This window comes from Nostoc sp. DedQUE05 (genome assembly GCF_034530955.1).
GTDB lineage: Bacteria > Cyanobacteriota > Cyanobacteriia > Cyanobacteriales > Nostocaceae > Nostoc.
In genome coordinates, this window is record NZ_JAVRCB010000018.1 from 14,012 (window position 1) to 28,727 (window position 14,716).

Annotated in this window: 13 protein-coding genes and 1 tRNA gene; 6 read left to right on the forward strand and 8 right to left on the reverse strand. The window is 40.7% G+C overall.

Annotation, left to right across the window (positions count from 1 at the left end):
• Positions 1-260: 260 nt before the first annotated feature.
• The 8 genes from RMZ42_RS15285 to RMZ42_RS15320 form a co-directional block, all read right to left on the reverse strand.
• Positions 261-1,397: a citrate synthase gene (locus tag RMZ42_RS15285; protein WP_322672194.1), complete on the reverse strand. Its 1,137-nt coding sequence runs from the start codon at positions 1,395-1,397 to the stop codon at positions 261-263.
• 109 nt (positions 1,398-1,506) lie between these two features.
• On the reverse strand, positions 1,507-2,001 hold the full coding sequence (sixA, locus tag RMZ42_RS15290; RefSeq protein ID WP_322672195.1) for a phosphohistidine phosphatase SixA: 495 nt from the start codon (positions 1,999-2,001) through the stop codon (positions 1,507-1,509).
• Positions 2,002-2,054: 53 nt separating this feature from the next.
• Positions 2,055-2,315, reverse strand: coding sequence for a hypothetical protein (locus RMZ42_RS15295; RefSeq protein WP_322672196.1), 261 nt, complete (start codon positions 2,313-2,315; stop codon positions 2,055-2,057).
• The gene (locus tag RMZ42_RS15300; RefSeq protein WP_322672197.1) at positions 2,312-3,358 is read right to left on the reverse strand and encodes a hypothetical protein; all 1,047 of its coding nucleotides are present in this window, start codon (positions 3,356-3,358) and stop codon (positions 2,312-2,314) included. The genes RMZ42_RS15295 and RMZ42_RS15300 overlap by 4 nt, the downstream gene beginning before the upstream one ends.
• Positions 3,355-3,765 carry a RusA family crossover junction endodeoxyribonuclease gene (locus RMZ42_RS15305; protein WP_322672198.1) on the reverse strand — a complete coding sequence of 137 codons (411 nt, stop codon included), beginning with the start codon at positions 3,763-3,765 and terminating at the stop codon, positions 3,355-3,357. Before RMZ42_RS15305 ends, RMZ42_RS15300 begins: the two co-directional genes overlap by 4 nt.
• Positions 3,766-3,870: 105 nt before the next feature.
• Positions 3,871-4,341, reverse strand: a complete 471-nt coding sequence (locus RMZ42_RS15310) for a DUF29 domain-containing protein (protein WP_322672199.1) — start codon at positions 4,339-4,341, stop codon at positions 3,871-3,873.
• Positions 4,342-4,579: 238 nt separating this feature from the next.
• Positions 4,580-5,863, reverse strand: a complete 1,284-nt coding sequence (locus RMZ42_RS15315; protein WP_322672200.1) for a bifunctional oligoribonuclease/PAP phosphatase NrnA — start codon at positions 5,861-5,863, stop codon at positions 4,580-4,582.
• Positions 5,864-6,547: 684 nt separating this feature from the next.
• The gene (locus tag RMZ42_RS15320) at positions 6,548-7,045 is read right to left on the reverse strand and encodes an HNH endonuclease (RefSeq protein WP_094349059.1); all 498 of its coding nucleotides are present in this window, start codon (positions 7,043-7,045) and stop codon (positions 6,548-6,550) included.
• Positions 7,046-7,462: 417 nt separating this feature from the next.
• Between RMZ42_RS15320 and alr the strand changes: the two genes are divergently transcribed.
• From alr to RMZ42_RS15350, 6 genes are all read left to right on the forward strand, one after another.
• Positions 7,463-8,650, forward strand: coding sequence for an alanine racemase (alr, locus tag RMZ42_RS15325; protein WP_322672201.1), 1,188 nt, complete (start codon positions 7,463-7,465; stop codon positions 8,648-8,650).
• Between the two features lie 106 nt (positions 8,651-8,756).
• Positions 8,757-8,838 (forward strand) — tRNA-Leu (locus RMZ42_RS15330).
• 882 nt (positions 8,839-9,720) lie between these two features.
• Positions 9,721-10,788: a response regulator gene (locus RMZ42_RS15335; protein ID WP_322672202.1), complete on the forward strand. Its 1,068-nt coding sequence runs from the start codon at positions 9,721-9,723 to the stop codon at positions 10,786-10,788.
• A gap of 62 nt (positions 10,789-10,850) precedes the next feature.
• Positions 10,851-11,240: a response regulator gene (locus tag RMZ42_RS15340; RefSeq protein ID WP_322672203.1), complete on the forward strand. Its 390-nt coding sequence runs from the start codon at positions 10,851-10,853 to the stop codon at positions 11,238-11,240.
• A complete protein-coding gene (locus RMZ42_RS15345; protein WP_322672204.1) occupies positions 11,233-11,730 on the forward strand; it encodes a chemotaxis protein CheW in 498 nt (165 codons plus the stop codon). Before RMZ42_RS15340 ends, RMZ42_RS15345 begins: the two co-directional genes overlap by 8 nt.
• Positions 11,731-11,791: 61 nt before the next feature.
• A complete protein-coding gene (locus RMZ42_RS15350; protein WP_322672205.1) occupies positions 11,792-14,599 on the forward strand; it encodes a methyl-accepting chemotaxis protein in 2,808 nt (935 codons plus the stop codon).
• Positions 14,600-14,716 lie beyond the last annotated feature (117 nt).

The window sequence follows — 14,716 nt, forward strand, 5'->3', positions numbered from 1 at the left end:
CCATTTTTAATTTTTGCTGTAATGACGCCCGATTGAAGATTTGTTGCCAATTCCCATGCCTAGTATATCGTTGGATGGTTTGACCACCCTGAAGCGAGATGAGAATTCTACTTATGGTTGGCATTAAGATTGGCTATTCAGAGAGCACAGGGACAAGGGGAGGCAGAGGAGGCAGGGGAGGCAGGGGAAGAAGTATTTATTGATTATTACCAATGCAATGCCCCATGCCCAATGCCCAATGCCCCATGCCCAATGCCCATTTACCGTTGCTCAATGGGAGTATAAGTAACTTCGTGCAGACCGTTGTAAACCTGGGTAGGACGGAAAATCCGGTTTTCTGCTAGTTGTTCTTTCCAATGGGCTAGCCAACCGGCAACGCGAGCGATCGCAAATATTGGTGTAAACAAGTCGGTAGGAATCCCCATCTTCCTATATACCAAACCAGAATAAAAGTCAATATTTGGATAAATCCCTTTGCTACCGAGTTTTTCCTCTACCACTCGTTCCATTTCTTGAGCAATGTCATAGAACTTGTCATGCCCAAACTTCTCAAACAATTGCTCTGCTAGTCCTTGTAAAATTATGGCTCGCGGGTCTTTCACTTTATACACACGATGTCCAAAGCCCATAATCTTAGATTTAGTTTCCAGACAATGCTCTATGTAAGGACGGACATTTTCCACAGAGCCAATTTTTTCCAACATCTGAATTACTTCTTCATTGGCTCCACCATGCAGAGGCCCGCCCAAAGTTCCCACAGCACTAGCAACTACAGCGTAAGGATCGGTTAAGGTGGAAGCTGTCACCCTGGCACTGAAAGTAGAAGCATTCATTGTATGCTCAACTTGAAGTATCAAGCAGATATCAAAAACTCGCGCCATCAGAGGATCGGGTTCTTTCTCATCAAGCATGTATAGAAAGTTGGCGGAGTAGTCTAAGTCATCACGGGGACGCACGGGATCGTTGCCTTTTCGCATCAGTTGGAACGCCGCCACCATTGTGGGAATGGTTGCTATCAGGCGCACTACTGAATCTCGAATGTAGACAGGATTATGTAAATCCCGAAGCGAATAAAACAAGCCTAAAGCCGCAGCGGAGGCTTGCAAGGCATCCATTGGGTGGCCGCTTTCTGGAAAGCATTTCATCATGTCCCGAATGCGGTACTTTATCCGCCGGTGGTAACGAACTTCATGCTCAAATGTTTCCAGTTCTTCTTTGCTTGGCAGTTTACCCCAGATTAAGAGATAAGCAGTTTCTAGGAATGTACTTTTTTCTGCTAATTCCTCAATCCTAATGCCACGATATTCTAGTATTCCCTTTTGCCCATCAACATAGCTGATACTTGATTGAGCGGCGGGAATGCCTTCTAGACCAGGCTTGTATTCGCACACCATCATGGCAACACCATTTGCTTTTTGAAATATCTGCTGGAGGTAACATTACCAGAAATTTATTGTCGCCATAACAGTAGCCGTTCTAACAACAATCGAAAATGTTGAAAAACTGTTACAGCAGGTACTTGGGTGGTGTCAACCAAAACATCTGACTCCGACCCAGAGGAGAACCTGTTTCTGGTAGTTTTATCCCAATCATACCTGCTTTTTTCAAGACAAAACTTTCTTTGACTTCTCCCCACAGGAGAATTTCTGCCCAATTGGTTAAATCAGGTTCGTGTCCAACCAGCGCCAGTTGTGTATTTTGGGAATAATTTCTTGGCTCTAACCACTCTTTTAGCCAACTAGAAATTTGACCGTCGTGGGCGAGGTGGCTAGATTCCTCTAACTGGGAGCTTAGTTTTTCTGCTATGAGGATTTCAGCCGTTTGGCGCGCCCGCACTAAGGGACTGGTGAGAATTAAATCAAAGTTTAAACCTAATTTAACAAGTTTCTGGGCAACTTTCTCAGTTTTTTGCCTTCCTTCTTTGGTTAGGTTGCGCTCCTCATCTTTGATGCCTAATCCCTTGTCTTCGGCGATGCCATGACGAATTAAGTATAGTTCCATACTTTGTATTGTGAGCGATTCAGTTAGGCTGCTCTTAGGCTAATGTTAGAACGCTATCCACCACTTAGCAATCTGTCATACTCTGGATGCGATCCAATCCAAAACCATACAAAATTTTCATCTTCTTTTACAGCAAGCGCCCGATAATATATACCAATACGCACTGACCAAAACTGACCGACTTTTTTGAAATGCAATGATGGATACTTAGGATCTTCCCGAAGCAACTCATAACATCGGTCAGCAAGCTGTTGGATATCAATTGGTAACTGGCGATAGTAATACCAAAAATCAGGGGTTGCTCGATGTTTCACAGATCGGTGCAACGCCCTTCTCGGAGATGTTTGAGTGCTTTTTTTGCCAATGCATCTAACCGACCAGCAGCGACATCTTCTTCAATCTGTTTATCCCAGGATGCTGCATCGAATTCTGCAAACCAGGTACGAAATGCGGCGAGATCCTCTGGTGAAAGTAGACTAACAGCGAATTCGACGTTTATAACCTCTTCGTCGTTTACGTTTAATTCTTTCTTTAGTTTCTCATTTATTATTAATTCTTGCGCTAAAAGAAGGCTTGTCTGATTGATTAAATTTCTCCTTAATTCTTCTCGTTTATCCAAGGATGCTGCATCGAATTCTGCAAACCAGGCACGAAAAGCAGCTAGCTCCTCTGATGAAAGTTGACTAATAGCGAGTTCGACTGTCCATTTTCCTGATAATTCACGAACCAAATTGTCAAAATTATGTACAACTGGCAAATTTAGGTTTTCAATATATCCGTGAGCAAGCCGATTCCAAACTTCAAAACAAGCTTGAGCAAGCTCGAATTGAGAGATTGATAACTCTCCCAAAGAGTACAGATGTCTTAGTAATCCTATAACTGGGAAACGTTCAATAGGAATTGAAACATCGACTGCTCGCTTTCTTAAAGCCCCCTCAAATATACTCCACATCAAAAGAAAAGCAGGCTCAATTTCATCATTTTCAATAAGCTTATGTGCTTGGATAAGCCGATGGGTTAGCTCTCGCCATGAAGGAAATTGTTCGGATGTTCCAGGTAATGACTTAGCTTCTATGTCTTCAAGTGTTAGCAATAAAAAACGCCAGCCTGGATGTTTACTCACTTCCTCTGCTAAAGCCTGTAAACGATCAACTGACATTCGGCTGAGGCTGGTTTTTACTTCAATTACCAAACCTGAGTCGTCTTTAATAGCAATCATATCTGGCTGGTAGTTACCCAACTCGAATGGTAATTCATCTGTTTTAGGTTCAATGGAAACACGAAATCCTTGGCTTTCGTACTTCTCTGCCAAAGATTTTACTTTTTCATCATATAGAGTTTTAGTATTGTTAATCATAAGTATTTTTCCAGGGGTTGAGATTCACTCACTTTTACATAAACACACTCTTTACCTGTGATTACAGCACGCTGTAATAATGAAGGTAGATTTCTAATATCAATCGGGTCAGATATAAATCTACGATGACTATCTACATCTGATACTAAATTATCATCTTCAAAAACTAAGTTTACAAGTGCATCCTGAATTGGCTTGATAATGTTATCAGTGTCAGCCGGGAACTCATCACAAAGGTAAACTAGCGTTAGTTGTAGATCACCTTGTTTAATGACGCTGCGATCTTTCCAAAGTTTTTGAGCTTCAACGCGTACAAAATTTTTCCATGCCTGAAGGTTTTCTTTTTTCTTTGTCTGTAACGAAACAGGTCGTCTGGGAATGAGAAATTCAAAAGGTATTATTCGCATCCCAAGTGCATATCTTTATAATTAGTTAACAAAGTTACAGCAATTTTCACAGATGATTACTCATCATATTGAACATATCTACATTTATACAAAAATTCTACATGGTTATTTGTCAGCGTTAGGATAAAAGTCTAAGTCTAAAATCTCATCGACAGAAAAGGGACAAGCGATCGCAAAATTATCTTCTGATAAACCAGTTTCCACCATTGCCTCTCGCCGCGCTCTTTGATAAATAGTATTAATCCACTCGGCATCATTTAAAAAACGCTGCAAGCTAGGACTTTCTTGCAGTAATTCATCTATATTTAGTCGCTCACGGGTAATGGTCACTTGCCAACTGCGACTGCGGCGTTCAGGTTGATACTTCCACTTCAGCAAATGTGATAACACCAACCGCAACGTACTTTGCAACGCCCGTTGTTGACTTTTACCCAAGTCCACCACTTCCTCAATTAAGTGTTCTAAATCCAGCGTGTCCCACTGGTGCGATCGCAAAAGCTCTGCTGTCCGCTCTACCCACGCACAAAAATCTTGTTCATACAGAGTTTGTAACATTTGCAGTTCTATAGACTTCATGGCGCTCCTTGTTCGTAAATAAAATAGGTAGGCGCGAGTTAATTTTATTTGTGCCTACCTACTTAACATTAAGCACGAACTACATCCTCAATCAGTTCAGCGTCTGTGAAAAGACCAAAATTCCCGACTTTTTAGAAAAGTCGGGAAATATGTTTATCACGAATGATTTACAGATACTATCTAACCAAACCCTTTCACTGCTGCATGAGTTAGGAGTTTTCCCCATCTCCTTTTCTCCCTACTCCGACTGGATCGGGTTGTCTCTAGGATTAACTAACCTCAACAGTTTTTGCTTAATTTGAGCATCGAATACTTCCCATTTCATTTTCGCATAAGCGGAATTTTCGTTGCTGCCAGATAAGAAGCCCATTGGAATTTCAAAGCCGCCTGCGCTTGTCCTTCCACCGCCGAAAAAGCGCCCTGTGCTATCTTGCCCAAAAGCTTCTTTGATGAATTCATCAGGGTCAAGGGTAAGTTTGCTAGTTCTCAGGGAGCCGATGACTATTTCCAGTTCTTCGTCTTCATCGTGAACAATGCCGTAAACTACGGCGGTGTGGACGTTTTCTTCGGTAACGAGAAAATCAGCCGCTTGGGGGATGGCGTCACGGTCTTCGTAGCGTAAGTAGCCAACACCAGCAATGGAAAAGTTATTTTGGACGATGCGGTTTTTCAGCGATCGCTCGATCACATCCATTACCCGCTTGGAACGGTTCGCCTGTAAAATGGCATTTAGCAGTTGAGCGTCATAAAATCGGCTTAAATACGCCGCTGCCATAAAATCTTCTTCTTGGGCTTGCATTAACCGATCTGTATCCGATCGCAAGCCATGCATCAAAGCAGTAGCGCATTTGACGTGTTGATTTATGCTGCTATCTAATGCTAATAATCCTGTTTGGAGGTATTGAGTAAAAATTGTTGCCGTCGCTCTTACGTAAGGACGGATATCTTCAAACTCTGATTGCAGATCGCCTTGGATGCTGTGATGGTCGACTAGTACCACTAAAGGAATTCCAGCCTGCTGCACTGCTGACAGTAGCTGTGAAGTGGTTCCCTGGTTGTCAATTAATACAAAACCTTGATAAGATGACAAATCTTTAGTTTTCAAGGTCTGCGTTGTCCAGCGTTGGATAGGTAAATTAGTCAGTCTTACCAAGGCAATATTTTCTTGATGGCTCAATGCACCAGCATAAATGATTTCACATTTGATATCATATTGCTGGGCAATTAACTGATAAGCCCAAGCGCAGGAAAGGGCATCAGGGTCAGGAAAATCTTGCAGAATTACCAGTTGGCGATCGTGTCGGTGTGCCAAAAGGGTTCTTTGCAGTTCTTCTGACTTTTGTTGTGCCAGAGAGTTACCACGGTTACTGAGATATATAGCTCCATCACCTACCGATGGCGGTAATGACGGACTCTTAAATGCAACTTCCACTGGCGCTTTCTCGATTTCAGGTTCCTCTGGGTTTGGCTCTGTGGTCAATGACAAACTTTCAAACTGAGTAACGGGAGAATTAAAGTACATAGGGAACTTTTTTTAAAGTGTGAGGCTCCTTTAATTCAGAAATACTTACGAGCAGCAATTCACTGAATTTAGCCACATTAATTACGATCTTCGCAAAAATATCAAGACATTGCACTATACATCTAAGTATATTTCTTGTCAGTAACACCGCTCAACATCAACTAACTTCCACTAAAGGGCATACAGCAAGGAAGTTTAGGATATCAGGCTGTATCTGGCAGCATAAATATGTTTTAGAAGTTTTGTTCTCTTTCGTAAATTCAATCAGGGAGATTTTTATCTAACTTAGGGTATACTTCCTATCTTATCCTTTAGAATTAGTCCTTGATATTTGAAATATTCTTATGCTTAATATTCTCATTATTGTGACTATTGAGCAATTAACAATTATTTTTGATGAATAACGTCTGTTTTGTATCCCCTTTTAAAATTCTGCTTCTGCAAATTTAGAGTAAAGTCCAATGGAAAAGGGCAAAAGACAGGGGGAGTAAAGAGCAAAAGGGAAACTCTATATACATACAACAAAATACATACAACAAATTTCAAAGCTTGATAGTTGATGCAATCATCTTTGTTGCAAGCCTATAGCTACCAATTTTTTAAAACTCCAATAACTTTAGTTATTGGTTATCTACTAAAGAAAGAGGGTATTTCTCCTTTTTTCTTTGCTCCTCTGTTTTTTGCTCAAAGACCTATAACATACTTTTGCCACTCTGTATGCAGTCCACTCTTAAGATGTTTGCTGACCTCGAAATAGAGACTGCTATAAGGTTGGCGCGGGGGATGACGCAAAGGCATGTGAGCTTCGTGGGGAGTCCGACTGCCTTTTTTGACATTGCAACGGACACAAGCGGTAACAATATTCTCCCAAGTATCGCCTCCGCCGCGCGATCGCGGTATTACATGGTCTAGTGTCAACTCATCCCCTGTGTAACCACAGTATTGACAAGCATGACCATCACGGTGCAATATATTTCGGCGAGTTAAAGGGATTTCTTTATAAGGAACGCGTACATAATGACGCAACCGGATCACGGTCGGCAACGGGAAATCCGTGTACAGAAATTTACCGTTGTGTTCCACGCGTTCTGCTTTGCCCTTGATTAAAAGAACTACAGCACGACGCCAACTCGTTATATTGAGAGGTTCGTAAGAGGCGTTTAAGACTAAAACCTTCCCCATTATTTGCGCTCAGGGTATGAGTTTTACAATATATTAACACAAATACACCCTGCTAGGGAGATGAGAAGAAATTATACTTTCGGAAGAATTTGAAAATTAAGTTATGAGTAAAGGGTCAAGAGTTAGGAGTGAAGAGTGAGGAGTTAGGAGTTGAAAAGTCAAATTTATTACTTCATCAAAATTATTACTTAGACTGACGCAATCGCGCAGCGTCTCGTAGACAAGAACAAAGTGAAAAGTTGAGCCGTAAGATTTACTTCTAACTCATAACTCATAACTTTTACTTTAGCGCCGTAACATCTTGTATCAGTTCCAATCTGAAGGTTAAACTTCCTATTTAATCTGATCTCGCTTTTAGGAGCGTGTATAGATAGATAACTTGAAAGTTTAGCCGTGGCGGGATAGGAGTCAGTACAAATGTTAAGTCGCAAACAAATCCCTGGTATAGTTCCTAATCAGCAGTGCGATACCTACGCATGGTTTTCGCAACGAGCTTGGGTAGAAATTGATTTAGAGGCGTTGTCATACAATGTAAAGCAACTGGTGCAGTTTTTATCGCCGCGTACCCAGTTAATGGCAGTAGTAAAAGCTGATGCCTATGGACATGGAGCAGTAACAGTTGCCCAAATTGCCATCCAATCGGGAGCTAGTTGCCTGGGAGTGGCTACAGTTCCAGAAGCTATTCAATTGCGAGAAGGCGGGATTCAAGCGCCCATTTTGATTTTAGGGGCAACTCATACACTAGAGCAGATTCATGCGATCGCCCAATGGAAACTTCAGCCTACACTCTGTAGCCCTAAACAAGCTTTAGTATTTTCTGATACCTTAGAATCGATGAATCATGGTTCTCCAGTGCCCGTACATATTAAATTAGACACGGGAATGTCTAGATTGGGGACTGATTGGCGGCAAGCTGGCGAATTTGTGCAATTAGTGCAGCGATTACCACATCTTGATATTGCCAGCATTTATTCTCATTTAGCGACAGCAGACGATCCCGATACCACGGCAATGGAAGAACAGCATAAACGATTTGAGGATGCGATCGCTCAAATCAAAGCAATGGGAATTGAACCGCCTTGCTTGCACTTGGCAAACTCAGCCGCCGCACTTACAAATCCAGCATTGCACTACGACATGGTGCGTGTAGGTTTAGCTGTTTACGGACTCTATCCAGCACCGCATTTACAAAATGCGATCGATCTCAAGCCTGTTTTGCAACTTAAGGCAAGAGTTACCCAAGTTAAAACAATTGCCGCAGGAACAGCTGTTAGCTATGGTCATAAATTTATTGCCCCGCGCGAACTTCGCCTTGCTGTTGTGGGAATTGGCTATGCTGACGGTGTTCCTCGCAGTCTTTCCAACAAAATGCAGGTGTTAATTCGCGGTCAGCGCGTGTCACAAATTGGGACAATTACAATGGATCAGTTAATGCTGGATGTAAGTGCCATACCCAATATCCAAGAAGGAGAAGTAGTCACCTTATTAGGAGAACAGGGAAAAGAACAAATTTCAGCGGATGACTGGGCAAAACAATTAAACACTATTTCTTGGGAAATTCTCTGTGGATTCAAGCATCGTCTGCCTCGTGTTGCAGTTATGTAATTGGGCATGGGGCATGGGGCATGGGGCATTGTTATTCTTTTTCAGCTTGCCAGTCCCCATTCCCTATTCCCAAAAATAATTTCTTATGGTATGATAATAAACTGATGCGGATGTGGCGGAATTGGCAGACGCGCTAGATTTAGGTTCTAGTTCCGAAAGGAGTGAAGGTTCAAGTCCTTTCATCCGCACTTTTGATAAATTAAATTGCCTTATCTAGGCTGGTACTTATACTTGAGTTAAAAGTTCAAGAATAGTTACCAGCCTATTTAAATATCCCTTAAATAAAAATATGTTTCGCCAGCATAGCTTCAAATACAAGAAGATATTTGAAAATTTGTTTGTGGTAAAATGCGCCTGTGAACAAGACAGGGAAAGACTTTTAACTTAATAAGTCTGTTCTCCAAATGATAGTAAATGTGTAAAAGTGCATAAGTCCTAGTGGATTTAATAACCTACAATTTTCGTAGGTAGGATGTGTTAGGGACATAACGTACCATTCTGAGAACTTTCAGTACCTATTCTCGGCGGTAAAACACTCTGCAAAAAATAAGTTTTGCATTCTGTTTGATCTAAATTATTAAATACAAATAATAAAAAATACATTTATTGCTTTCAATAAATAAGTGTTATTACTGTGGTCAATTTGAAGTTACTCGATGCAAAGTAGCTTCATTCAGTCCTTACTTGTTTAAAAAATAAATTTTAAATAAGTGTAAATACAGAAGCTCAAAGAGATCGCCATTAATAAAATCAGTATTATTCCTGTGGTCAGATTGGGGTTACTCAATGGAAAGTGGCTTCATCTAGTCTTGACATTTTTATGTCTTATTTCTCGAAAGATGTTGATAAATCTCAGTAACACTAAGTAGATTAATCACAATTTACGAATTTACTAAGATTTGCTCATCTGAAAATAACGCTACTCTCGTTGAGTTTCACCACAAACCTAGATGTAAACTGATGTACTTTAAAATGCAAAAGTTTAATGCTTTTTACTTGATTTTGATTGTGGAATAACTTTACACGAATTTAGCTTACACGTATCGAATTTTAGCTGAAGTAAAAGCAAAATGAGCACAACTCCTATAGGTAGCTACAGGTTGTTCCAGAAACTACATCCGCTATCTCTGTTGGCACAATTAACAAGTCGGCGTGCTACGGGTTGCTTAAGCGTATTTACCGGGATAGTTTCTTGGTCAATCTATCTAGAGGACGGTAAACTTACTTATGCCTCCTATTCAGATAAACTATTTGAGCGCCTTGACAGTCACTTACGGCGTTTGAGTCAGCAAATTCCTGCTCTCAACAGTGCCACTCGCGTACAGATGCGGCTGATGTTTGAGACGAAAAATGAACATCAATCAATACCAAATGCGGATTACCAAGCTATTTGTTGGTTAGTCAATCAGGACTATATTACCTCTGTGCAAGCAGGAAGCCTGATAGACGAATTGGCAAAAGAAGTAATGGAATCATTTCTGTGTTTAAAAGAAGGTAGCTATGAATTCAGTCCAGAAAGCTCTTTGGATGAACTACCAAAGTTCTGTCACCTGGATTTAAGGTTGCTTGTTGAACACTGCCAAAAACAGTTACGAAATCGGCAAAATATTCAGTCATCAATTCCGGCTGGTGGGAGTTCGCAAGTTTTTTCTACAACACAATCGTCTCAAGTTCAGCCACATCTGCAAATCAAGATCGGGCAAAATTTGCCAATACCAATCAATTTTGATATTCCTGAGAATCAGACAATTACTCAGCCACCTATTGGCAAAAAACTATATACAATTGCCTGCATTGATGATAGCCAAACTGTTTTGAATTCTATCAAACACTTTTTAGATGAAAACACATTTTCAGTTGTAACGATCAACGATCCGGTAAAAGCTTTAATGCAAATTCTACGGAGTAAGCCCGATCTGATTTTGCTAGATGTTGAAATGCCAAGTTTGGATGGCTATGAGCTATGTTCCTTATTACGTAAACATTCAGCTTTTAAAAATACACCGATCGTTATGGTGACTGGTAGAACAGGATTTATCGACAGGGCAAAAGCTAAAATGGTCAGATCGTCAGGATATTTGACTAAGCCTTTTACACAATCCGAATTGCTAAAAATGGTTTTTAAGCATCTTGGTTGATTGAAATAAGGCAAATAAAAATAACAAAATATGTTTAATTGATTTTTTTAGGAGATTTGATAGTGAGCCTGACTTTGCTTGGCACAATTTTGATTGTAGAAGATTCTCCCAGCGAATTGGAATTAATGAGCCATTATCTTAAAGAGAGTGGTTATAACGTAATTAAAGCAAGTGGTGCAAAAGAGGGTTTAGAAAAAGCTGTGTTAGAAAAACCAGATGCGATCGTTACTGATGTAGTAATGCCAGAAATGAGTGGATTTGAATTGTGTCGTTCTCTGAGAAGAAATCCAATTACTGCAAAAGTACCGATTGTGGTTTGTAGTTCCAAAAATCAAGAAATTGATCGTTTGTGGGCGATGAGACAAGGTGCAGATGCCTATATAACTAAACCTTACACCCGCGAACATCTCCTACGTACTATTAAATCAGTGGTAATTTTAATCAATGACTAGTACAAACATTATTCTTTCTTCAAAACCAACGCCAAATAATTTAGCAGATAGTTATCTGAAATTTCAGCTAAATCAACAAACAACTGCTGTTTTATCAATGAAGCATACGCAAGAAGCAATTCTTGTCCCTGTTGAATCTATTACGTCAATACCGAATATGCCATCCTGCATATTAGGATTAATGAATTGGCGGAGTCGGATAATTTGGGTAGTTGATTTACCAAGAATGCTCAATTTAGAATCCCTAGATTATCGACTGCGACAATACAATGCGATCGTTATCCAAGTGGAATCATTGGTGTTGGGATTAGTTGTACAAGAAATAAAAGGTACAACCAAGTTCATAGTTGATGATATTCATTCTCCTATCGGACAAGTGACATCCAGTTTAGTTCCTTATTTATGTGGGTGCGTTGTGCAACAGGAAGAAATATTACTGGTATTAGATGCACAGGCGATTGTACAATCTTCTATTCTCCGCAGTGATTAGGTTTTACTACTAAAAACAGCTTTTTAGTGTTCTTATTCACATACTTAGGAGAACTACTTTTATGTTTAATAAAACTAACACGAATCAAGGTAATAGCGCTCAAAATCGAGCATCGCTGATTTCATCTCAAAAAGCCATTGGAACTGTAGTAAAGCTACCAACTAAGCTGACTACTGAAAGTGCTAATAATTCTTCTTGGAATCAGGGGATTGCCTATTTTACTAGGCTGGGATTGGTTAAGAAAGCGACTATTTTAGCGATCGCAATTGGTACAATACCAGTTTTGGGCATCGGTGCGATCGCTTTTGGTTTGGCCAACAAATCCATTACTAAGCAAATTACCCAATCTCAACAAGCCGAAGCCACTGGCTTGAGTGATAAAGTTAACCGCTTCATGCTGGGACGCTACGGTGATATTCAAGTAATATCAAACTTACTATTTTTGACAAATTCTCAAGCTAGTATTAGTACTCAAGAAAAGCAAGCAGTTTTAGATCGGGTTGTCGAAGCCTACAAAGCTTATGACAGTATTGCTGTTTTCGATCGCCAAGGTAACTTGATTGTCCAGTCTACAGGCGAACCCCTGGAAAATCAAAAAGACCGCACCTTTTTTCAAGACGCTTTACAAAAAGATACTCCTGTCATCAGCAAACCGGAAGCAGCAAATACTGGTGTTGTGAGTATTTATCTAGCCGCACCTGTGAAAGAGACAAGAACGGGTCAAACTATTGGCGTGGTACAAGCACGTATGCCCGTAAAATCTTTAGAGGAAGTTACCAAAAACTACGCAGCCAACGGACAACAATACTATTTGCTTGATGCTGCGGGAACAGTTTTCTTGAGTCCCCAAAAGGAATTATTGGGGAAAGAGGCCAAGGCAGAGTATTCTAATTTACCTAAACTGTTAGCAGCTAGAAAGGTAAATAGTTTTATAGAAGTTCCGAAAACTCAGAAAAAACAAGAACTAGTCAGTTATGTACCAGCTAGTACCTTAGATGGCTTACCCGATCTAAATTGGCAGGTACTTTTAGCTACAGATACTGCAACTGTATTTGAGCCGCAAAGACAATTGTTGTGGACTATAGCCATCGGTACAGCAGTGACAGCACTGATTGTGGGTGCGATCGCATCTCGATTAGCTAAACTGACTACACTACCAATTCTTAATGCAACTGCGGCATTAGCAAAGTTAGGTCAAGGTAAATTTAATACCCGTCTGGAAATTGAAAGAGAAGACGAATTAGGGGTATTGAGTGCAAATATCAATCTGATGGCCGAACAATTGCAGGTCTTAGTTAAAGAACAGCAGCAGGAACTAGACGTTGAAGGGACAAAATTACTAGCAGATATTACCCTACGGATTCGGAAAGTTCTCAAAACTGAAGATATTTATCACGCAGCAGTCAAAGAAGTTCAGCAAATCCTCAAAACAGACCGGGTAATCATTTATAGTCTGAATCCAGGTACTTTGACTGGTGTCGTCGTTGCGGAATCGGGAACTGGTAATTGGCCCAAAATGCTGGGAGTACAAATTGACGACCCTTATTTTAAGGAACATTATCTAGAAAGCGATCGCGACACAGACGTGCAAGCAGTTGCCGATATTCATCAAGACCAAAGCCTGAAAAATGCCGACAGTTACATCCAACTGTTGGAAAAATTTGCTGTCAAAAGTCATTTAATTGTACCGATTCTTGCCCAAGAAAAACTTTTAGGCTTATTAATTGCTCATCATTGCGAAACTCCTCGTGTTTGGCAACAGCCGGAAATTGACTTGTTTCAACAGATAGCAACTCAAGTCGGCTATGCTTTAGAACAAGCTAAGTTATTAGAAGAGATAGAAAAAGTCAGAAATGTAACTATAAGTGGGTCAGACGAAACACTGCAACAACAACTTTTACAACTACTCAACGACGTAGAAGGTGCAGCCAGAGGCGATTTAACAGTGCGTGCAGACGTAACTGCTGGGGAAATCGGTACTGTTGCCGACTTCTTCAACTCCATTGTGGAAAGCCTCCGAGATATTGTTACCCAAGTTAAACAAGCTGCCATCCATGTAAATAGTGCCATTGGCTCTAACGAAGGAGCCATCCGCCACCTAGCAGAAGAAGCGCTAACCCAAGCTGCCGAAATCAACCGCACCCTTGATGCTGTTGACCACATGACCCAATCTATGAAAGCCGTAGCCGAAAGTGCCGAAAAAACTGCCTTCATTGCTAACCATGCTGCTCACACCGCTACCAAGAGTGGACACGCAATGGATTTGACAGTACAAAACATCCTCTCTTTGCGGGAAACTGTGGGTGAAACTGCCAAGAAAGTGAAACGTTTGGGAGAGTCTTCGCAACAAATTTCTCGCGTGGTTTCCTTGATTAACCAAATTGCGATTCAAACCAACTTGCTTGCCATTAACGCCGGTATTGAAGCAGCGCGTGCGGGTGAAGAAGGTCAAGGTTTTGCCGTAGTGGCTGAAGAAGTCGGCGAACTAGCAGTTAGGAGTGCCGCCGCAACCCAAGAAATCGAACAAATTGTTGAAAATATCCAACGAGAAACCAGTGAAGTAGTGCAAGCAATGGAAATAGGCACTACCCAAGTGGTAGAAGGTACTCGAATTGTGGAGGAAGCTAAACAAAGTCTGAGTGAAATTTTGGATGTATCTTCTCAAATTGACTCCTTAGTGCAGTCGATTTCTACCGCGACTGCATCTCAGGTTGAAACATCCCAAAGTGTTAGCCAATTGATGAAAGATATCGCTGCTATATCACAACGTAGCAGCGATTCTTCTCGCCAAGTTTCTGAATCTCTGCAACAAACTGTGGATATTTCCCAACAGTTGCAAGAGACTGTCGAGGCTTTCAAAGTTAGTTAAGTTTGTCATTTGTCATTTGTTATTTGTTATTTGTCATTTGTCATTTGTCATTTGTCCTTTGTCCTTTGTCCTTTTACCAATGACTAATGACTAATAACTTTTGTTATTTGTCCGTTG